Source organism: Ruegeria sp. BE3, assembly GCF_056538865.1.
The window spans coordinates 1-18,917 of sequence record NZ_JBQFTW010000004.1 but is presented as its reverse complement, the minus strand read 5'-3'; the positions used below and the strand labels follow the sequence as shown (position 1 = coordinate 18,917).

General features: G+C 57.6%; 21 protein-coding genes and 1 tRNA gene. 11 read left to right on the top strand and 11 right to left on the bottom strand.

From position 1 onward, the window contains the following. Nucleotides 1-14 precede the first annotated feature (14 nt). Genes ACR0AZ_RS11475 through ACR0AZ_RS11460 form a run of 4 tightly spaced genes read left to right on the top strand, consistent with a single transcriptional unit; the run spans nt 15 to nt 1,898 of the window. A complete protein-coding gene (locus ACR0AZ_RS11475; RefSeq protein WP_480667490.1) occupies nt 15-470 on the top strand; it encodes an EF-hand domain-containing protein in 456 nt (151 codons plus the stop codon). 6 nt (nt 471-476) lie between these two features. Beyond that, the gene (locus ACR0AZ_RS11470; protein WP_480667489.1) at nt 477-1,091 is read left to right on the top strand and encodes an RNA polymerase sigma factor; all 615 of its coding nucleotides are present in this window, start codon (nt 477-479) and stop codon (nt 1,089-1,091) included. Continuing rightward, complete coding sequence (locus ACR0AZ_RS11465) at nt 1,078-1,428, top strand: hypothetical protein (RefSeq protein WP_480667488.1); 351 nt, start codon at nt 1,078-1,080, stop codon at nt 1,426-1,428. The genes ACR0AZ_RS11470 and ACR0AZ_RS11465 overlap by 14 nt, the downstream gene beginning before the upstream one ends. Beyond that, nucleotides 1,425-1,898 carry a periplasmic heavy metal sensor gene (locus tag ACR0AZ_RS11460; RefSeq protein ID WP_480667487.1) on the top strand — a complete coding sequence of 158 codons (474 nt, stop codon included), beginning with the start codon at nt 1,425-1,427 and terminating at the stop codon, nt 1,896-1,898. Before ACR0AZ_RS11465 ends, ACR0AZ_RS11460 begins: the two co-directional genes overlap by 4 nt. A 4-nt stretch (nt 1,899-1,902) precedes the next feature. On the opposite strand, the gene ACR0AZ_RS11455 is transcribed toward ACR0AZ_RS11460, so the two are convergent. Then, nucleotides 1,903-3,303, bottom strand: coding sequence for a diguanylate cyclase (locus ACR0AZ_RS11455; RefSeq protein WP_480667486.1), 1,401 nt, complete (start codon nt 3,301-3,303; stop codon nt 1,903-1,905). Between the two features lie 89 nt (nt 3,304-3,392). Here ACR0AZ_RS11455 and ACR0AZ_RS11450 point away from each other — a divergent pair, with 89 nt between their 5' ends. From ACR0AZ_RS11450 to ACR0AZ_RS11430, 5 genes are all read left to right on the top strand, one after another. Further along, nucleotides 3,393-3,677: a DUF3572 domain-containing protein gene (locus ACR0AZ_RS11450; RefSeq protein WP_480470287.1), complete on the top strand. Its 285-nt coding sequence runs from the start codon at nt 3,393-3,395 to the stop codon at nt 3,675-3,677. 19 nt (nt 3,678-3,696) lie between these two features. Further along, nucleotides 3,697-4,389, top strand: coding sequence for an HAD family hydrolase (locus ACR0AZ_RS11445; protein ID WP_480470286.1), 693 nt, complete (start codon nt 3,697-3,699; stop codon nt 4,387-4,389). Between the two features lie 119 nt (nt 4,390-4,508). Continuing rightward, complete coding sequence (locus ACR0AZ_RS11440; RefSeq protein WP_480667485.1) at nt 4,509-6,068, top strand: trimethylamine methyltransferase family protein; 1,560 nt, start codon at nt 4,509-4,511, stop codon at nt 6,066-6,068. A 116-nt stretch (nt 6,069-6,184) separates the two neighbouring features. After that, on the top strand, nt 6,185-6,772 hold the full coding sequence (locus ACR0AZ_RS11435; protein ID WP_480667484.1) for a heme NO-binding domain-containing protein: 588 nt from the start codon (nt 6,185-6,187) through the stop codon (nt 6,770-6,772). After that, nucleotides 6,769-7,758: a diguanylate cyclase domain-containing protein gene (locus ACR0AZ_RS11430; protein WP_480667483.1), complete on the top strand. Its 990-nt coding sequence runs from the start codon at nt 6,769-6,771 to the stop codon at nt 7,756-7,758. The genes ACR0AZ_RS11435 and ACR0AZ_RS11430 overlap by 4 nt, the downstream gene beginning before the upstream one ends. 31 nt (nt 7,759-7,789) lie before the next feature. Here the strand turns inward: ACR0AZ_RS11430 and ACR0AZ_RS11425 are convergent, their stop codons facing one another. The 8 genes from ACR0AZ_RS11425 to ACR0AZ_RS11390 all read right to left on the bottom strand — a co-directional run bounded on the left by ACR0AZ_RS11425 (nt 7,790) and on the right by ACR0AZ_RS11390 (nt 15,361). Next, nucleotides 7,790-8,476 carry a CbiX/SirB N-terminal domain-containing protein gene (locus tag ACR0AZ_RS11425; RefSeq protein WP_480667482.1) on the bottom strand — a complete coding sequence of 229 codons (687 nt, stop codon included), beginning with the start codon at nt 8,474-8,476 and terminating at the stop codon, nt 7,790-7,792. 63 nt (nt 8,477-8,539) lie between these two features. Further along, entirely contained in the window at nt 8,540-9,472 is a 933-nt protein-coding gene (locus ACR0AZ_RS11420; RefSeq protein WP_480470281.1) for an AEC family transporter, read from the bottom strand. 46 nt (nt 9,473-9,518) lie between these two features. After that, nucleotides 9,519-10,316, bottom strand: coding sequence for an MBL fold metallo-hydrolase (locus tag ACR0AZ_RS11415; RefSeq protein WP_480470280.1), 798 nt, complete (start codon nt 10,314-10,316; stop codon nt 9,519-9,521). After that, complete coding sequence (locus ACR0AZ_RS11410; protein ID WP_480470279.1) at nt 10,313-11,119, bottom strand: TatD family hydrolase; 807 nt, start codon at nt 11,117-11,119, stop codon at nt 10,313-10,315. The genes ACR0AZ_RS11415 and ACR0AZ_RS11410 overlap by 4 nt, the downstream gene beginning before the upstream one ends. A gap of 2 nt (nt 11,120-11,121) precedes the next feature. Further along, nucleotides 11,122-12,237 (bottom strand): DNA polymerase III subunit delta', encoded by a 1,116-nt coding sequence (locus ACR0AZ_RS11405; RefSeq protein ID WP_480470278.1) that lies wholly within the window; start codon nt 12,235-12,237, stop codon nt 11,122-11,124. Between the two features lie 7 nt (nt 12,238-12,244). Beyond that, a complete protein-coding gene (tmk, locus tag ACR0AZ_RS11400) occupies nt 12,245-12,856 on the bottom strand; it encodes a dTMP kinase (protein WP_480667481.1) in 612 nt (203 codons plus the stop codon). Between the two features lie 11 nt (nt 12,857-12,867). Then, the gene (locus tag ACR0AZ_RS11395) at nt 12,868-14,034 is read right to left on the bottom strand and encodes a D-alanyl-D-alanine carboxypeptidase family protein (RefSeq protein ID WP_480471910.1); all 1,167 of its coding nucleotides are present in this window, start codon (nt 14,032-14,034) and stop codon (nt 12,868-12,870) included. 16 nt (nt 14,035-14,050) lie between these two features. Beyond that, nucleotides 14,051-15,361, bottom strand: coding sequence for an SPOR domain-containing protein (locus ACR0AZ_RS11390; protein WP_480667480.1), 1,311 nt, complete (start codon nt 15,359-15,361; stop codon nt 14,051-14,053). A 202-nt stretch (nt 15,362-15,563) separates the two neighbouring features. Here ACR0AZ_RS11390 and ACR0AZ_RS11385 point away from each other — a divergent pair. Further along, nucleotides 15,564-15,653 (top strand) — tRNA-Ser (locus ACR0AZ_RS11385). Between the two features lie 375 nt (nt 15,654-16,028). Here the strand turns inward: ACR0AZ_RS11385 and ACR0AZ_RS11380 are convergent. Beyond that, nucleotides 16,029-16,892: a hypothetical protein gene (locus tag ACR0AZ_RS11380; RefSeq protein WP_480667479.1), complete on the bottom strand. Its 864-nt coding sequence runs from the start codon at nt 16,890-16,892 to the stop codon at nt 16,029-16,031. Between the two features lie 56 nt (nt 16,893-16,948). On the opposite strand from ACR0AZ_RS11380, the gene ACR0AZ_RS11375 reads away from it, so the two are divergent. Further along, complete coding sequence (locus ACR0AZ_RS11375; protein WP_480667610.1) at nt 16,949-17,944, top strand: endonuclease/exonuclease/phosphatase family protein; 996 nt, start codon at nt 16,949-16,951, stop codon at nt 17,942-17,944. A gap of 335 nt (nt 17,945-18,279) precedes the next feature. Here ACR0AZ_RS11375 and ACR0AZ_RS11370 read toward each other — a convergent pair whose 3' ends face one another. Next, the gene (locus tag ACR0AZ_RS11370; RefSeq protein ID WP_480667478.1) at nt 18,280-18,495 is read right to left on the bottom strand and encodes a hypothetical protein; all 216 of its coding nucleotides are present in this window, start codon (nt 18,493-18,495) and stop codon (nt 18,280-18,282) included. Between the last annotated feature and the right edge of the window lie 422 nt (nt 18,496-18,917).

Sequence of the window (18,917 nt, the reverse complement as noted above, 5' to 3'; positions counted from 1 at the left end):
CAGGGGAATAAGTTATGAACAGAAAAATCTTCATCTCCGGCGTCGTTGGGGCCGCACTAGTCATCACCGCAACTTCGGCATTCGCCAAAGGGCCGCGGGCGACGTTTGAAGAGCTGGACATTGATGGCGACGGTCAGGTGACGCTGACCGAGATCACCGAGCATCGCATGAAGAACTACACTTCGGCCGATACCGATGGGGACGGGCAACTGAGCGTCGAGGAAATGCAGGCCGCCGCTCAGGCCAAGGCTGCGGATCGGGTAAAGGGGATGTTTGAAAAATATGATGCCAACGCGGACGGGTTTCTGAGCGAAGATGAATTGCCCAAACCGCGCCGGGCCTCCAAGATGTTCGAGCGTATCGATGCCGATGGTAACGGGTCGATCTCGGAACAGGAATATGCGGATGCAAAGGATCGGATGGGTCGTAAGCACAAGCGACATCACAAGTCGGATTCTAACGACAACTGATGCAGGATGGAGGATCTGACCTCTTATCCGGACATGGTGCATGGCGGTTCATCCGCCATGCCCGAGCCCAGCAACGAAGCGTTGTTGGACCTGTTCGCTGATGGCGATGCCCATGCCGCTCGTCTGCTGACAGACAGGCTGGGGCCGCGCTGCTATTCGGTGGCATTGCGAATGCTGGGCAATCGGGCCGAGGCCGAAGACGTCACACAAGAGGCGTTGATGCGCCTGTGGAAGATGGCCCCGGACTGGGTACACGGGCAGGCGCAGATATCGACCTGGCTTTATCGTGTGGCGCTGAATCTGTGCGTGGATCTGCGGCGCCGAAAGCGGCCTGATACGTTGGAAAATGCGCCCGAACCTGAAGACGGCTCTGCCAGTGTGGTCGACAAGATGCAGGAGGACGCGCGACGGGACGCGTTGCAGAATGCCTTGGATCAATTGCCGGACCGGCAAAGACAGGCCGTCGTTTTGCGGCATATCGAGGAATTGTCCAATCCCGAGATCGCAGGGATCATGGAGATTTCTGTTGAAGCGGTTGAAAGTCTGACCGCGCGGGGCAAACGGGCTTTGACGGCGATACTGGCTGGGCGCAAGGATGAACTGGGGTATGAACATGGCTGATCATGGCAAGGAACTGGAAGGTCTGTTTGCGCAGGCGCGCGCCACGCGTGACGAGTTTCCTGACGATCTGGCGGTTCGGATCGAAACTGACGCCGAAGCGCTGCGATTGGCGCGTGTTGCACAGGCGGCGCGACCGACATGGCGTTGGCGCATGGGGTCGATCGGCGGCTGGCAAGGGGTGGGCGGACTTGTGGCCGCCAGCGCGGCGGGCGTTTGGATTGGGTTCTCTGCACCATCTTTCCTGCCGGACCCGGCAGAGTATTTTGTGTCATCAGAGACGACTTTTCTGATCGCCGACCTGAGCTTGGATGATAACTTTCTGGAGGATGCGGAATGACAGATGCGCCTGCACCCAAACGTCGATGGATGCCGATTCTGCTGGTTGTTTCGCTGGCTCTGAACTTGATGGTGGCCGGGGTCGCCCTTGGGACAGTCCTGAGATTCAAAGGCCAGGACCGCGTCGCTGCCCCTCCTGGTTTCGGGCCGTCGCTTTATCATGCACTCCCGAAATCAGAGCGCAAAGCGCTGCGGGGTGAGTTGTCAGCTCTGCGTGGCAAAGGCTCGCACCGGCGCCAGCAGGATTTTAGCGCGCTCAGTCAAGCGCTGAGGGTTGTCCCATTTGAACCTACTGCGGTCCAGGGGCTTCTGGAACAACAGGCGCAAGCAACTGCGGCTCTTCAAGAAGCGCTTCATCAACAATGGCTGGCGCAGATCTCGGCCATGAATGACGAAGAGCGCACAGCCTATGCCGATCGGCTGGAGGAAGTGGTCAAGCACGGGGCACGCAAACACAAGAAGCGGGACTGATCCGTCAGGCTGCGGATTGCCGGATATGCACTTGATTTCGGCCTGCTTTTTTGGCCGCATAAAGCGCCTTGTCAGCAGATCGGATAAGTTGATTGACCGGATCAGCTGTGCTGGGCTGGCTCAGATCTCTGGGGGCACACAAGTTGAGGCCGACGCTGATCGTAACCGGGATCAACGTGGGGTGATCGGGCAATTGGAAGGGTGTGCTGCAAATGCTTTTGCAGACGCTGTCAGCCTGCTGCAAGGCTTGCTTGGTCGAGGTTTCGGGCAGGCCAATCATGAACTCTTCTCCGCCAATGCGGGCGACGAATCCAGTAGGACCCATTGCGGTCCGAATCCTGCGCGCGGCCTCGCACAGCACACAATCGCCTGCGGCATGACCAAAACGGTCGTTTATGGATTTGAAATGATCAAGGTCGGCCAGCATGACGGCAAAACCACGCCCAGTGCGCAGTGAATCATGCGCAATCTGGTCGAGCGCGCGCAAGGCATAGCGTCGATTGTGCAGACCCGTCAGAGGGTCAGTCAACGCCTCCGTCAGACCCTGTCGCAATGTGTCGCGCAGCCTGTCATCGCGGGTTTTACGGGCAATCTGCGTCTCAAGTCGCAGGGATATTTCGTCGGCGTTGAAGCCTCCAATGCAAACGGCGTCCGCACCTCGGTCAAGCGCTTCGGCGGCAAGGTTTGCGTCATTGTCCTTCAGTACCGCGATCAATACCGTGTGCCGCGTGCCACTGCGCGAGCGTAAATCGGCAAGCAACTTGGATGCAGAGCTGTCCGCTCCAAGTTCGACGACGATGGCATCCGGAGGCGCTTCGCCGAGGACACCCTGCAGGTTCGGCAAGGTATGGATGCTCAACCGATGTCGGGTTTGAGCACACAGTGCTTTACTCCACAGCGCTCCGGTACGGGGCGTATGTGTCAGAACCGCGATGTGAGCCGCAGGGTGAGGTGCGATCAACGTGGCAGCGGGTTCGGCAAACCCGATCGACTGCGATGCGTCTTTGACACTGAGATCTTGTCTATCAGCGCGCGCGCGCAAAAGGCTGCGGACACGGGCCAGCAAAAGCGTATCTTTCAGAGGATAGCCAAGCACATCGTCCAACCCGTCTGAAAGCGCGCGAAGCCGTGCTGCCTTGTCATTTTGTGGAGCGATGGCCACGATCGGCACGTCCGCCAAAGCAGGGTCCGACTGCATCAACCTTTTGACATCTGCTGCTGATCCATCCGGCAGAGTTTGAGCAGTCAGAACAAGATCAGGCCGCGTACGCCGCAGCAAAGCGGACAGGCCCGCCACTTTCTCGCCCTGTACGACGTGATACCAAGCCGCTGTCAGCTGCACCTTGAGCATGATGCGATTGGTCGAAACGCCATCGAGGACGAGTATGGTGCCTTGCTCGGACATGGCCGTTCACCGTTTGATTGCATGCATTGCCAAAGTGTTTATGAGTCTGGTTAACAAACCCTTTCCAAGAGACGATCCGGGACCAGATAATGCCGATATCTGCCGATGCCGCCGAAACCCTGGCCTTGAAAGTTCTGAGCTGGCTGGTTGGAAATGATGAGCTGTTGCCCGTTTTTCTGGGAGCCAGTGGGGCATCCACCGAAGACCTGCGCGCGCGTGCGGGTGAGGCGGAGTTTCTGACCTCGGTTCTCGATTTCCTGATGCTTGACGATTCGTGGGTGATCGCCTTTTGTGACGCCAATTCCGTCCCTTATGATCAGCCGGGTCAGGCCCGTGCGATGCTGTCGGGACCATCGGAAATGCACTGGACTTAATTTGTAGGAGCCTCTTTGAATGCCTATCGATGCCTTATTGTTCGACAAGGACGGAACACTTTTTGACTTTGCCGCCACATGGGGTGCTTTCGGGCGCGTCGCACTGGAGCGCTTGTCGGTAGGCGACACGCAGCTTGCATCCGAAATGGGTAAAGCCATCGGATTTGATTATACTGAAGAAACCTATGAGGCGGACAGCATCGTAATCGCCGGAACGGTCGATGAAGTCGCCGAGGTTTTAAAGCCTCATCTGCCCGAGACACCTAGGTCAGAGCTTGTTGACACCCTAAACCGAGCCTCGGCAGAGGCGCGGCAGATTCCATCTGTGCCACTGGCGCCGTTTCTTGAAGGTTTGAGGCAGGCTGGATTGAAGCTAGGCGTTGCCACAAATGATGGAGAGATGCCGGCGCTGCAGCATCTCGACTCGGTTGGTGTGCGGGATCACTTCGATTTCGTCGCCGGATATGACAGTGGCCATGGGTTCAAGCCGGGGCCGGGGCAGTTGCTGGCCTTTGCCAAACATATCGACATCGACCCGTCGCGAATTGCCATGGTGGGTGACAGCCTGCATGACCTCGAGGCCGGGCGTGCAGCGGGCATGGTGACGATTGGTGTTTTGACGGGAATGGCCCCGGCGCAGATGCTGGAGCCGTTGGCGGATGTTGTGCTGCCCGATATCGGGCATATACCCGGCTGGTTAGCTAATTGCTGAACAACTGAGTTGAAAATCGCCATGATATAGGGTGAAACCGACATCTATTGTCGCAGACAGAGCGGCCATTACTCGGTGTTCGGGGCTTGCTTGAAGAAAGCAGCGTCCGGAGGATAGCCATGGCCGACAGCAGAACTCGCAAACGACGCAGTGGCGGTCGCGCTGGCGCTGCCGCACGTCGCGGCAGTGCCATTATCGATCAGATGCCTTGGAACCCGCCGATAAACATAGATCGACCGACCGAGCCTTTGGGACCCGACGGGGTTGAGGCGATTCATGAAGGTGCGATGCGTATCCTCGAAGAGATCGGGATCGAGTTCTACAACAAGGAAGCGCTTGATATCCTACGGGAGGCTGGTTGCACCATCAACGGCGACAATGTTCGGATGGGCCGCGATTTCGTCATGGAAATGGTGCGCAAGGCCCCGAGCAAATTCACGATCACCCCGCGCAACCCTGATCACAAGATCGAGGTAGGTGGTCGTACACTGCTGTTCGGAAACGTGTCATCTCCGCCGAATTATTGGGATATGGAGATCGGCAAGAAGGTCCCGGGTACCAGGCGGATGTGTCAGGACCTGCTAAAACTGACGCAATATTTTAACTGCATTCATTTTGCGGGCGGTTACCCGGTTGAGCCGGTCGATATCCATGCCAGCATTCGTCATCTGGATGTGCTCTATGATAAACTGACGCTGACCGATAAGGCCATGCACGCCTATTCTCTGGGCAAAGAGCGCGTTGAAGATGTGATGGAGATGGTGCGTATCGCCGGCGGTCTCAGCCACGAGGAGTTCGAAGCCGCGCCGCGGATGTACACCAACATCAATTCGACCTCGCCGCTGAAACACGACCACCCAATGATCGACGGCTGTCTGAGGTTGGCGCGGCGCGGGCAGGCGATCGTGGTGACACCTTTTACGCTTGCCGGGGCCATGGCACCTGTGACCATGGCGGGCGCGGTGGCGCAATCTCTGGCTGAGGCGCTCTGCGCAATTGCGTTGTTCCAATACGTCCGGCCCGGCATTCCCTGTGTGATTGGGACGTTTACCTCGAATGTGGACATGAAATCCGGCGCGCCTGCGTTCGGGACGCCGGAATATATGCGCTCGACTCAGATGACGGGACAGATGGCGCGGTTTTATGGGCTGCCTATGCGTTCATCCGGAGTATGCGCGGCCAATGTGCCTGACGGTCAGGCGATCTGGGAGACGTCGAATTCGCTCTGGGCGGCAGTGCAGTCGGGGACCAACATGGTCTATCACGCAGCGGGATGGCTAGAGGGCGGATTGATTGCCAGCCCTGAGAAATTTATCATGGATTGCGAAATATTACAGCAAATTCAGCGATATATGCAGCCAGAGATAAACGCGACCGGACCGGATGAGATCGCGCTGGATGCAATACGTGCCGTCGGGAACGATGGGCATTTCTTTGGCATCCAACACACGCAGGATCGTTACTCCACCGCGTTTTATCAGCCCTTCCTGAGTGACTGGAAGAACTTCGAGGCCTGGGAAGCGGCTGGCGGTGTATGGACTGCAGAACGCGCGCATCACATGTTCAGGGAGATCGTGAACACCTTCGAGCCCCCCGCGCTGGACGAAGCGATCCGCGACGAGTTGGCTGATTTTGTCGCCCGCCGAAAATCGGAAGGGGGCGCACCGACCGACTTCTGATGCCCTTTGGTTTCAAGCTGAGATTACAACGCATTGTCTCAATCCAGTCATGGATTTTGGGCTTTTGTTAAGCTTTCTGGGGTCATCTAGACCGGATTTCTGATCCGGGGCTTTTCATGCATGGACTGATCAACAGGGCGATCCAATCCTTTGTTTGCGCCACCTATGGCCGTCACTGCTGGCTGCGCGCGATGCAGGCCGCAGGGTTGGATTTCGACGAATTCGAAGCGATGTTAATTTACGAGGCGGATGTCTCGGCGCGTGTTCTGGATGTGTTGTGTGCAGATCTGGAGCGTTCGAAGCCAGAATTTCTCGAGGATCTGGGCACCTATCTCGTTTCGCACCCAAATATGGAAGGGTTGCGCAGGCTTTTACGCTTTGGCGGCGTGACCTATGTCGAGTTCCTGCATTCATTGGATGATCTGTCGGATCGGGTTCGGCTTGCCGTCTCAGATCTTGTTCTGCCCGCGCTGGAGTTGCAGGAACACTCACCAGCTGAATATCGTTTGCACTGCTTTTCCGGCCTTCCGGGTTATTCAAGCGTCATGACAGGGGTCCTGCGGGCCATGGCAGATGATTATGGTGCATTGGTAATTCTCACCCATGACGGACACCAAAGCGGTGCCGAGGTCATTTCGATCACCTTGGTAGAGAGTGCGTTTGCTCAGGGCCGTCATTTCGATCTGGGAGCACGGAGCGGATGACGTGTACGCGCGCTCTGACCTCGTTGCTGGAAACCCTTTGTCCGATGTTCGTGCTGGTGGATGATGCGGGACGGATCATTCAGGCTGGGCCAACACTTCAGAAGTTGCGACCTGAACGTCAAATGGCGGGCGAGAGTTTTCTGGATATCTTTGAGCTCTTGCGGCCCAGATCGGTTACCAACATCGCGGATTTGATAGCGACGCCGGGAACCAGGTTGCATCTTAGGTTCAAAGACATGCCTCGAACTGCGTTGAAAGGTCTGATCGCGCCGATGCCAAATGGCGGAGGGACAGTTGTTAACTTGTCGTTTGGCATATCCATTCTGGATGCGGTTCGGGACTATGCTCTGACAAGCGCGGATTTCTCGGGCACCGATCTTGCGATTGAGCTTTTGTATCTGGTCGAGGCGAAGTCTGCGGCGATGGATGCTTCGAGGTCGCTGAATTTGCGGTTGCAGGGGGCCATGCTCGCGGCGGAAGAACAAGCATACACCGATACGCTGACCGGATTGAAGAATCGTCGAGCAATGGATCATCTGCTGGGCCATTTGATCTCGATGAAGGCGACCTTTGCGCTGATGCAATTGGATCTGGACTACTTCAAATCTATCAATGACCGTTTGGGCCACGCCGCCGGGGATTATGTATTGCAGCAGGCTGCCCGTATCATGCTTGCCGAAACGCGCGGTGACGACACGGTTGCCCGGGTTGGCGGGGATGAGTTTGTGTTGATTTTCAAAGGTATGACCGATCGCGATAAACTTGGCAGGGTCGCTGGTCGACTGATTTCGAGCTTATGCGAACCGATGCAATTCGACGGGACAGAGTGTCGGATCTCCTGCAGTATCGGAACCGCTTTATCAACTCAGTTCGAGGTGCCCAGAGCAGTCGATATCCTGCATGCTGCCGATCTGGCGCTTTATGCCGCGAAGCGAGATGGTAGATCTTGTCACCGTTTCTATTCGGAACTGTCGGGCGCGCAGTAACCCGGTTGAACGCAAAGCTGCATGGTTGGATTCAGAGCTGATCCAAAACTCTGGCGATGTGGCGTTGGACCTGTGGCAATTCGGAGATCACCGGCATGACATGGCCGGTAAAGGTGGCGCGCTTCAGCTCTTGCGGTACATCTTCCAATACGTGTCCGCCGGTACAGGCGAAGAATGGTAGGCAGATTGCTTGCCCTTCAAGATCGGTCGCCGCATCCGCAATGGAAGGCGATTGCTCTACAAACCCCGTATGGACGGATTTGAACGGAATATGCTGGACCAATGCGCAGGCAAAATCCTGTGCAACACGGGCCGGATTGGGGCTGCGACCAGATCCATGGGCCGCGATGACAAGATCGATGTCCTCAGGGTTCCAGCCTTTGTCGATCATCACGTCGCCTAGAGACCCAGCTACCAGCAGAGGCAGTTCCGGATCAGTGCCCAAAGGGTCGAGAATTCTGACCGGTCGATCACCGATCCGTTTCGGGAGCGCGCTGGTTACAAACCAGCCACGCGCCATGAAGAGTGGATAAACAGCGGTATTCGTAGGCAGGCCATCAAGGCAGGCTTCCAACGCGCCCGGAGCTGCCAGAGTTGCCGAACAAACTGAAACGTGTTCACACAGAGCGTCGACTTGCGCAGCCAACGTTGCCAGCGCCGCCTCGGCGGGGGCTGGGTCAGAAGGTTGACCGTGGGCAACAATGACTGCGTTTGGCATATACGGGCTCCAGTTTGGTCCTGCGATAGGTGTCTCGATGGTGGGCAAAGTCAATGCTTTCGGTCAGCTCAGAAGGGTCAGCCATAGCCAGACCGTCAAAATCGAAACTCCGGTTCCGATCAGAACCGACGAGGCGGCGACCCGATTTGCCCGGCCATACATGTTAGCGAAGATATAAGCGTTGAAGCCCGGTGCCATCGCGGCGGTCAGGACGCCTGAACGAAACAGGTCCTGCGGCAGAGAAAGCGATGCGCCGAACAGCCACACGAGGCTGGGATGCAGGATCAGCGAAACGCCGCAGACAAACATGATTGCGCGCAGGTCACCTTCGGGGCGGTATTTTACCAAGACGCCGCCCAAAGCGAACAGGGCCCCCGGCAGCGCAGCACTTGTGATCAGGTTCAGCGCGTCATCTACCACCGTGGGGATGCCGACACCTGACAGATTGACGATGAAACCCAGGCCAATGCCCAGGATCAATGCGTTCTTGAACATCGCGGTCAGCACCGATCTGATCATCCTTGCGCCACCGTGGCCGCGGTTCCGGAAGACCTCCATCACCGTGATGCCGACGCAATAGCAAAAGGGGGAATGAAAGGCGATGATCGCGAAGTTGCCGGTCAGATTCTCGGGGCCATAAGCGCGCTCGGTGATCGGCAGGCCCAGCAGAACTGAGTTTGAGAACAAACAGCAAAAGCCGATTGCGACGCTATCTTCCCACTCACGACCGAAGATCAGGCGTGCACCGAGCATACCGGCCAGAAAACACAATCCTGCGGCAGTATAGAAGCTGCCTAGCAGGCGAGGATCGAAACTGGCGCTCAGGTCCAGATTGGCAATTGCCAGAAATAGCAGGCATGGGATCGCAAAGCCCTGCGTGAATTTCATCAGCCCGTCGATATGAACTTCGCGAAAATATCCCAATCGGGTCGACAGATACCCGGCTCCGATCACCAGAAAGACTGGTAGGACAACATCGATCAGGCTTTGAAACATGGCGAGGCCATAGCGGAGGGGATGGGGGCAGGCAGCGGCCCGGCTCTCAGAGCGCTTGCCGGATCACCATCCCGTCAAACGCGGGCGTGATGTGGTCCGGGGTTTCGGCCTCGACCGTGGCATAGTCCATATCGATATGCATGTTGGTCAGAATGGCGCGTTTCGGTTCCAGTTGCTTGATCCAGCCCAATGTCTTTTCCAGATGTGCATGGGTTGGGTGGGGCGTGCGGCGCAGAGCGTCAATGATCAGGCAATCGAGCCCTTCCATTGCCCGCCAGGCCTCGTCATAAATCTCGGCAACATCGGGAAGGTACGCGAGGTTTCCCATCTTGAAGCCCAGTGAGTCAATTCTGCCGTGATTCACTACAAACGGCTCTAGCGGGATCGCACCGCCGGGCCCGTCGATTTCAAACGGTCCGTCAATTGTGCGCAGATCGAGAATAGGCGGATAGGGCGAGTCCTCGGGCTGCACGAACGCATAGCCGAAGCGGTTGAGAAGGTCGTTTTGCGTATCGCCATCCGCCCAGACCTGAACGCGCGCCTTCATGTTGAAGAAGATCATCCGCAAGTCGTCCAGACCGTTGGTGTGATCGGCATGGGAGTGGGTGTAAACTACCCCATCCAGACGGCCTGTGCCGCTGCTCAGCAACTGGCTGCGCATGTCGGGTGAGGTGTCGATCAGAACAGAGGTCGTGCCATCCGGCCCGTCCCGTTCAACCAGCATTGAGCATCGGCGGCGCGAGTTCTTTGGATTGTCGGGGTCACAAGCCCCCCAATGACCGCCCAGCCGGGGAACACCGCCGGATGATCCGCAGCCCAGAATAGTGCAGCGCAGTTCAGTCATGCGGCGGCCTTGTATGTCGCGGCCTTGGTGAACAGCCGGTCGAAATTTTCCTGCGTCTGGGCGGCGAACTCGGCGTAGTCCATCCCGAATACTTCGGCCCCCTTGCGAGCGGTGTGGGCGGTATAGGCGGGCTCATTGCGTTTGCCACGATGTGGCGGTGGGGCCAGATAAGGCGCGTCGGTTTCCACTAGAATGCGGTCGACAGGGGCAGCGGCGAAGATATCGCGCAACTCCTGACTTTTGGGGAAGGCGGCGATGCCCGACATGGACAGGTAAAAGCCCAGATCCAGCGCGGCCCGGGCCAGCTCCGCCGAAGACGAGAAGCAATGCATCACGCAGGAATAGGGTGCATTGCGATGTTCTTCGGTCAGAATGCGGGCCATGTCGTCATCGGCTGCACGCGCATGGATGATCAATGGCAGGCCAGTTTGCTGCGCCGCCTGGATATGAACGCGCAGCGATTGTTTTTGAATCTCAGCTGAGTCGGCGGTGTAGTGGTAATCCAAACCGCTTTCGCCGATGCCAACAAATTTCGGATGACGCGCCAGTGTGACCAGTTCGTCAACCGTAGCCATGGGTTCGTCCACTGCGCTCATCGGGTGCGTGCCAGCGGCGTAGAAGACCGAAGCGTGAGCTTCGGCGATGGCGCGTACGCTGGGTTCGTTGCGAAGGCGGGTACAAATCGTCACCATCCGCGTCACGCCTGCTTCGGCGGCACGGGCTACGATCTCGTCCAACTGGCCTTCGAAATCCGGGAAGTCCAGATGGCAATGGCTGTCGGTAATTTCAGGGGTGGGGCTCATCACTAATGACCGGCGGTTTCCTGTATCTTGAACACCGTATCTAGGACAAGCGAGGCAGGGTCAAGGTTCACCGCCTGCCCATGCCGCGCGCGTGACGTGATCAGGGCGGCAGCCTCGGCCCATTGGCGGGCCTTGTGCGGTGAACCGGAGAGGCGCGCCAGCGTTTCGGCCTCGTTCGGAGCGGCTTCGGGCATCGGGGCCGCGCCTGTTGCGCCGGTCAGGGCGAGGCGGGACAGGGCTATGTCGATCAGGGACAAAAGCAGGTCGAACCGTTCAGCCGCACCGCGCTGTGCGGCTGTTTCTGCCAACTTCAGCGCACGTTGCCGGTCGAGCCGGGGCAGGGTGCCCACAATGGCGATCAGCTCGGCGTAAAGCTCCAACCCACCCAGATTGATCAGGCGCACGGCATCGCCGACCGAGCCTGCTGCCAGAGCGGCCAGATGGTCCGCTTGTGCAGGCAGTTCCGCCCCGGTTTGCGCAAGTGCCGCCTGCATATCTTCGACCCCCAAAGGCGATAGGCGCAGAGTTCGGCAACGAGACCGGATGGTGGGCAATAAGCGCGAGGGTTGATGTGAGATCAGCAATAGCGTCGTGCGCGCCGGAGGCTCCTCGAGCATTTTCAACAGCGCGTTGGCAGCGCTGGTGTTCATCTCATCTGCCGAGTCGACAATGACAACCCGCCGACCGCCATCCGCCGAGGACAGACCAAAGAAGCGCCCTAGCTTGCGGATGTCGTCAACCACGATTTCATTGCGCAGACGCCCCTGATCGTTCACGGATCGGGTGATCGCGGCTAGTCCGGGCTCGGCTCCTGCCAGAATGCGATGCGAGACGGGGTGATCCGTGTCGATGTCTAATGTGTCGGGCGGAGGGGGGGCACCGAACAACCCACCGTCATCTGTCGGAGGTGTCGCGAGCAAAAACCGGGCAATGCGCCATGCCAAAGTTGCTTTGCCAACCCCGCGGGGGCCGGTCAGCAACCAGCCGTGATGCAGCCGGTCCGAGTTATAGGCGGTCAGGAAGGCTTGTTCGGCGTTGTCCTGCCCGAACAGCCGCTCCGTTTCGCGGGGGTGCGGGGCGCCGGGGGCCTGATCCGGGTTTGGAGTATCGTTGCTCATGTCTCGTCTATCGCAGGGCTGTTGAGACGAAATCTGTCACATCCTGCGCGACGCTGTCCATGTCTCGGTTGCCATCGACGACGCGGAAACGGTCCGGAAACTCATCTGCGAGCGCCAGAAACCCGGCGCGCATTTTTTGTTGCAGGTCGACGCCGAAATCCTCGAATCGCTCCTCGGTGCCCTGACGTTCTTTGGCGCGGGACAGGCCCGTTTCGGGGTCCATATCGATCAGCAGTGTCAGGTCCGGTTCGCGTTTGATCATCAGCGCATGTAACTGGTCGACCAACCCGCGCAGATCTCCGCGCGACAGGCCTTGATACATGCGAGTGCTGTCGGCGAACCGATCACAGATAACAACCTTACCCGCAGCCAGAGCCGGCTCAATCGTACGCTCCAGATGATCGCGACGGGCGGCGGTGAACAACAGAATCTCGGTCTCGGCAGACCAGCGATCCGGATCGCCCTGCAGGACCAGACTGCGGATTTCCTCGGCCCCGGCTGAGCCTCCGGGCTCGCGGGTCAGAACCACATCTCGGCCTGCGTTGTGCAAATGTTCGGCCAGCAGGCGCGCCTGCGTGGATTTGCCCGATCCGTCAATGCCTTCAAAAGTCAGGAACATTCCGCGCGGCGTCACATTTGTTCCAGCGGGATATTGATGACGTCTTTCAGAACGATGCCGCCAACGGTCATCATTCGCACAACAAACCCGCCCTGTGCGACGTCCCTGTCAGCCACGAGAGGGCGGCGAATTTCCGGCAGGCCTTCCGGCTGAATCACCAGTTCGGCAAGCTGCTGACCCTTCGATACCGGAGCATTGATCGGGCCGTCATAGACCACCTCGGCTTTGATTTCCTTGCCGCCCAAGACCGGAAACAGCAGTGTCAGGTCCTCTTCAGGCACCAGTCCAACTGTCTTTTCAGCCCCCATCCAAAGCTTTGCCTGGGCTACCGGTTCTTCCGCTTTGGCAACTGTCCTCTCGACAAAATTTCGAAACGACCAGTTAACCACGGCCTCAGCCTCCTCTGCACGGGCGCGGGTGCTGTCGAGACCCGTGAGGACAAAGACGACCCGACGATCACCCTGTTTGGCCGATCCGACCAGACCATACCCGGCCTCTTGCGTGTGGCCGGTCTTGAGCCCATCCGCCCCAATCCCCAGCTTCAACAGCGGATTGCGGTTGCGTGAGTTTGATGGCGCGCGACCATCGAACTCGAACACCTCTTCGGCGAACAGCGGGTAGTATTCCGGAAAATCGGTGATCAGACGATCGGCCAGAATGGCCAGATCATGCACCGACATCATGTGCCCCGCAGCAGGCCAACCGTTGGAATTGGCGAAGTTCGAGTTGTTCATGCCCATTTGCTGCGCGCGCTGGGTCATGAAACGAGCAAAGCCTGCTTCGGTTCCATCGGGGCTGAGCGCTTCGGCGATCACCACACAGGCATCATTGCCCGACAGCACAATAATGCCACGCAGAAGATCCTCGACCGTCACGCGGTCCTGCGTGTTCAGGAACATGGTCGAGCCACCATAGCTCATCGCGTGTTCCGAGACGGGCAGTGTTTCCTGCAAGGTCAATCGCCCGTCACGCAGCGCCTCGAACGCCACGTACAGAGTCATGAGCTTTGACATCGAGGCCGGAGGAAGCGGCTGATCGGCGTCTTTCGATAGCAACACCGTTCCGGTTCCCTGGTCCATCACATAAGCCGCCCGCGCCGTTGTATCAAAGGCGTAAGAGGGCAGGGCCAGCACAGTCAGGCCGATGGCCAGGCATGTGGATCTGAATGCAGACAGCATTTTGGGCTTCCTCATCTCAATTCTTGGCCGTGAAGGCATCGGCAAAACCGAGGTCTTTGACATCGTTCAGCAAGGCGCGACGCTCGGCCCGAGTCGAAGCCGGGCCGACGAGCACGCGCCAAACTGTATTCTCGTCGCCTTTCAACTCTGCCACCTCAGCGGACATTCCGTTGCGATGGATCTTCTCGGCGGCGCTTTTGGCGTTTGCTTCGACACTGAAGGTGCCGGCCTGAACAAACGGCTTTGCCAACCCGCCAGTTGTCTCGGGGGTGGCGGCGGCAGCTGCGGCTGCGGTGGTCGGCTCGCTTGCCTCAATGGCTGCGGCTGCACCCGCGATCGGGTCCAGCGGCGTCTCGGTGATGGCGTTGGGGTCTTTCTTCTGCCACCATTTCCGTTTGGCGGGTTTCTCGGCCGGAGGTGTGATCTCTGGGTCCGACAAGGCTGCAGTCTGGGCACCGGCCAATGCGGCCTCGTTCCCGGTCTCGGCAAGCGGAGCGGTCGCCACTTCGGCTGCTGCGGCGTCTACCTCTTCAGGTGTCTTCTTTTGCCACCACTTGCGTTTCGCAGGCTGTTCAGGCTCGACGGCCTCAGTGGCTGCGTCAGCCGTCTGAACGGCGGTCTCAGCAACATCATCCCCGGTCGAGGCGACAACCGCGCCCGCGGCAGCCCCGGCAGCTACAGCTGCACCGGCGGCGTTGGTCTCGTCAGCAGGTTTCTTTTGCCACCATTTCCGCTTTGCGGGTTTCTCGGGTGCATCTGCTTCGGTCGTGTCTACGGCTGCAATCTCAGTGCTGGTCTCGGCTGTCTCTTCCTCAACGGGTTCTTCCGCAATCGGCGGTGGAGCAGGCGCGATCTCTTCTCGTCGCAGCGCAACCACCTCAATCCGGGTCGGAGCACCGGCCAGCATTCCCAGCTGCGATGCTGCCGACGATGACACTTGCAGCGCGGGCCCCGGCAGGTTCCGCTCGCGACGGAACAACGCGCCGGTGACGGTTTTGTTGTTGGTTGTATTTTTGATCAGTACCCGCTCGGGTTGTGAGACATCAGGGTGCGCCACCCAGACGCCGCCCAGCGACGGACGCCCGTCCCAAAGACCCGCCTCGGTCACCTGAAACACCTCGGGTGCCTCGACATCGCGCTGGTTGCTGGCACTGGCTTCGGGGAACAGCTCAAACCTGTTGGTGTTGTCCGCATCCTCACTTGCCGTTTCTTCGGTCGAGGGTTCCTGCAGATTGAACCCTTCTTCGCAGCCCGCCAAGGCCACCATACTCACGGCCAGAAACGCCAGCCGCTGCGGCCCAAAGCGTGTGCCAGTCGCTCGCTTCATTGTCTCATCCCTTGCCTGACAGGCCATATCGGCCGCGCCCCACCGCATGCGTGCTGGTTCTTTTTGCCAGTCTCCAGCGGTTTCTTGAGCGGATCATAGCGCGGGCACCGGGCCATGGAAAGACTGCTGCTTTCGCTTCGGCAAGATTTCCCGCTTTATGGCTTGCCTCTGCCAACAACTCGCCTTAGACCCTGCCCCACGCGGGGAGGTGGCAGAGTGGTCGAATGCGGCGGTCTTGAAAACCGTTGAACGTGAGAGCGTTCCCAGGGTTCGAATCCCTGTCTCCCCGCCACTCATACCTGTCTCACTTCAGTTGTGTTTTCTGACCCGGAATTGTGCCGCAATTCCCGCGAGTTGGCGCATGCGCTTTCAATCAGAGACGGAGCAGATCGCACACTCAGAGCGCAATTCCGGCCGCAGTCTCAGTGGCGCATTTTGGCGGGGTCGCTTTGGGCGGGATTTCCCTGATACCCGGCAATTTACAGGGAATTTTCGTGAAACAGGTCTGAGTTCCGTCATTTCTCCTATCGGAACTGCATGTTTTCCAGAGGTTTATGTTGCAAATTCCGTAAAAGGTGGAACAGGGAATTTTCTCGTGGGAACAGGGAATTGTGCCTGCGGATCAGGGAGGGCAAACCCTGTAACAGGGACGAAGGACTTGGAGATGTCAGAAGCCGAACAGGCGTTCCTGTTCAGACCAGTCTAGTGGGTGGGTCACGCTGACAAGACGCTTGAGTGTGAAATCGGTCGGCTGAGCGCCGTCGAGAATCGCGACCTGAATCTTCGGTGAAAGAAACGCGAGCTGAGCACGGGTACGGATGAAGGCGCCGGGGAGGTTTTCGCGGCGGGCAATTTCCATCAGTTGAACGCCGGCTTTTAGATCACGCGCCCAGCCATGAGCGCGGATCAGCATGGACCGGAGGTGGGGATCGGGTTGGGGTGCCATGTCTCCAGCGATGACTTTGGCCTCAACGCCGCGTCGTCGCAGATCGAAGGATGAGGTGATGTGTGTGAGATCCGGGTTCAGATGATCGGCCGCGATGCCAAGTGCGCTTGCCAGATTTTTAGGGTTCAATTCGAGGTCGATCTGTCCGCGTGCAATTCTGCCGTTGGCCAGAATATCAGCGCCGACCTGAGCGCCTTGGCCTCGAAGCCGAGTTACTAAATCCGCAGCTGAAGTCTGAACTGCCTCCGTTGACCCGGCCTCCGGTTGCGCCAGCACCTGGTGCGCGGCGGCGGCGTCTTGCAGATGTCTGACGATGACATCAATGACTGCGTGTTCCAGCGCCGGGCCGGGCAGTCGCCAGCCGGAGATATCCTTGCCACCCGAGATCAGTCGATTGGAGACGTAATAGCGCAACCGTCGGCCTTCTCGATCTTGGTAACCTACCGATTCAGAAAAGTTGGCAATGAACTCCGCGTTCGCAGCGAATGGCGGCTTTGGCTGGCTACATCGCAGCATCGTCGGCCCTCGGACAAGGTCGGCTTTGGGCCGAGGTTCAGAAAAACTGTAGACTTCTGCACGGCTCATCTGCACGTTTCAAAAGTATTTTTTTAAACTCTATTAAGGAGATCGCTGTGAAAATTATGAACTGGAATATCGAATGGATGAACCGCTGGTTTTCCGGTAATCACAATCCTGCCTGGGGTGGCAACTCAATGGATGCGCCAGATGCACGGATCGTAGCTCAAAGAGTTGCCAACATAGTCACGGCAATCGATCCGGATATCTTGTGCATCCAAGAGGGACCAAGCGCCATCCAGGAAATGAACTTATTCATCTCTGATTTTCTTTCTGTCAACGGCGACCCGCTTTACGAGGCGCTGATTGGAAAAGCTGGTGGTTCGCAAAAGCTTTATGTGCTCAAAAAAATAGGAGGAGCTGTTGCTGATATTGATCATGCAACCGACGCCTTGACGCATGAGTTAGAAGACGTGTGGCAGGCGGATGTCGACGGGGATCTGCTTTTACAGCCCTATGATTTTACGCGAGCACCTATGGTTGTCGACATCAATCCAGTTGCTGGTGATCCTATTCGGATTGTCAACCTACATACCAAGTCAAAATATGTTCATAACGGCGAAAGCCTATTCAATAATCCTGCACGCCGCCACGAGTTTATCGCCTCTGCGATGAAGGCACGGCGCCGTATTTCTGCTGAAGGTTTCCGCCTCAGAACGTACCTTGATCAATTGGTTCAGAATGAGCCATCAGAGCGTATCATTGTAACGGGCGATTGGAACGATGGTCCTGGCCCGGACTTCTTCGAACGACAGTATCTTACCCACAATGTGGCAGATATCGTGCTAGGAAGTACGTTCTACCCCGACTTGATATTTCGTCATCCGGTATTGGAAAGGGTGCCAGTAAATGCCTTGTTTACCTCACGCTTTGACGATTTTGTAGATGGGATACAAGATCGCCCCCTATTGTTGGATCACTTTGCGGTATCGCCCGGTTTGTATGATGATGTTCAAGATGCGGGTATCGCGCATTCCGAATTTGAGAGTGAGTTAGAAGGAAGCGGGGTCAGCCGCACCCAAAGGGCAAGCGACCATCGTCCAATCTGGCTGGAGATATAACAAATAGAGTTTAGCTTGGCCCGGTTTGAAGCAACCAACCAAATCCGTTGCCTTTCGCAGATGCCAAAGAGGTAACAAACCGAGATGAATTTCCATGTCGTCAAGCTAAGTGTTCTGCATCCGCGATGAATGTCCGGAAGGCGGACTTCAGGCGCAGCGTTGGACGGTTTTGCAGCTTCACTAAGGTTTATCAGCTTTAGGTGTCATGCTGCTTTTTGTCTTACCAAGCCGAACCAATATGCCCGGTCCAGGGTTTGCCTATGATATGCCGAAAACACCAATTTGGGTGGCGGAACATCCCGCCGCCCTATATTTGTGTAGGTGCTCTGATGCGGTCAGACCGGTGCAGCAAGCACCTCTCGAATGACGGATAGAGCCTCTTCGGGCGCTCCCTCGTCATCCTCGAAAGGCCAGAGCGCCACAGGCCATTCTTCGGATGATCCATACCTCTGCGTGGCTTCGTCAATGGCCCGGATATGGGAAGCTGCGGTGCAGCACAGGATCGTACGGTCAAAGTCCGGTGTGGGGTGGTAATTCGGGGCAGGGCCCATGCTGCGTTAGCTCTAAGGTTTGCAAAGAGCCGAGAGTGTGTGAAAACTCCAGCCCACGAGCTCTCTCGTCGCGCTCGTTTTAAGTGCCTGTGTAAAATCTTTCCGAGAAGCGCCAGAGTATGCACATTGAGGGTGTTTTCGGCGGTTTTGCCGGATAGCCAGAGATTTCACACACCCTCAGCCCGAAGCAGACCCAAAGCGAACTGTCAGAGCAGGATTAGTCGGTTTCTGCTCAGCTACTGTCCGCTACTTTGAACTGCACTGAGACACGTTTGTTGAGAACTGTGAACCTAAGATATATTTTGATCGGATTGCGAACGAAGGGAAATGTTCATGATCAGGACTTCTGCGCTGATGCTCTTTGCACTCTTCTCGGCAACCTCGGCATTCGCAACTGTTGAGTTGTATTGCGAAGCCCCCGA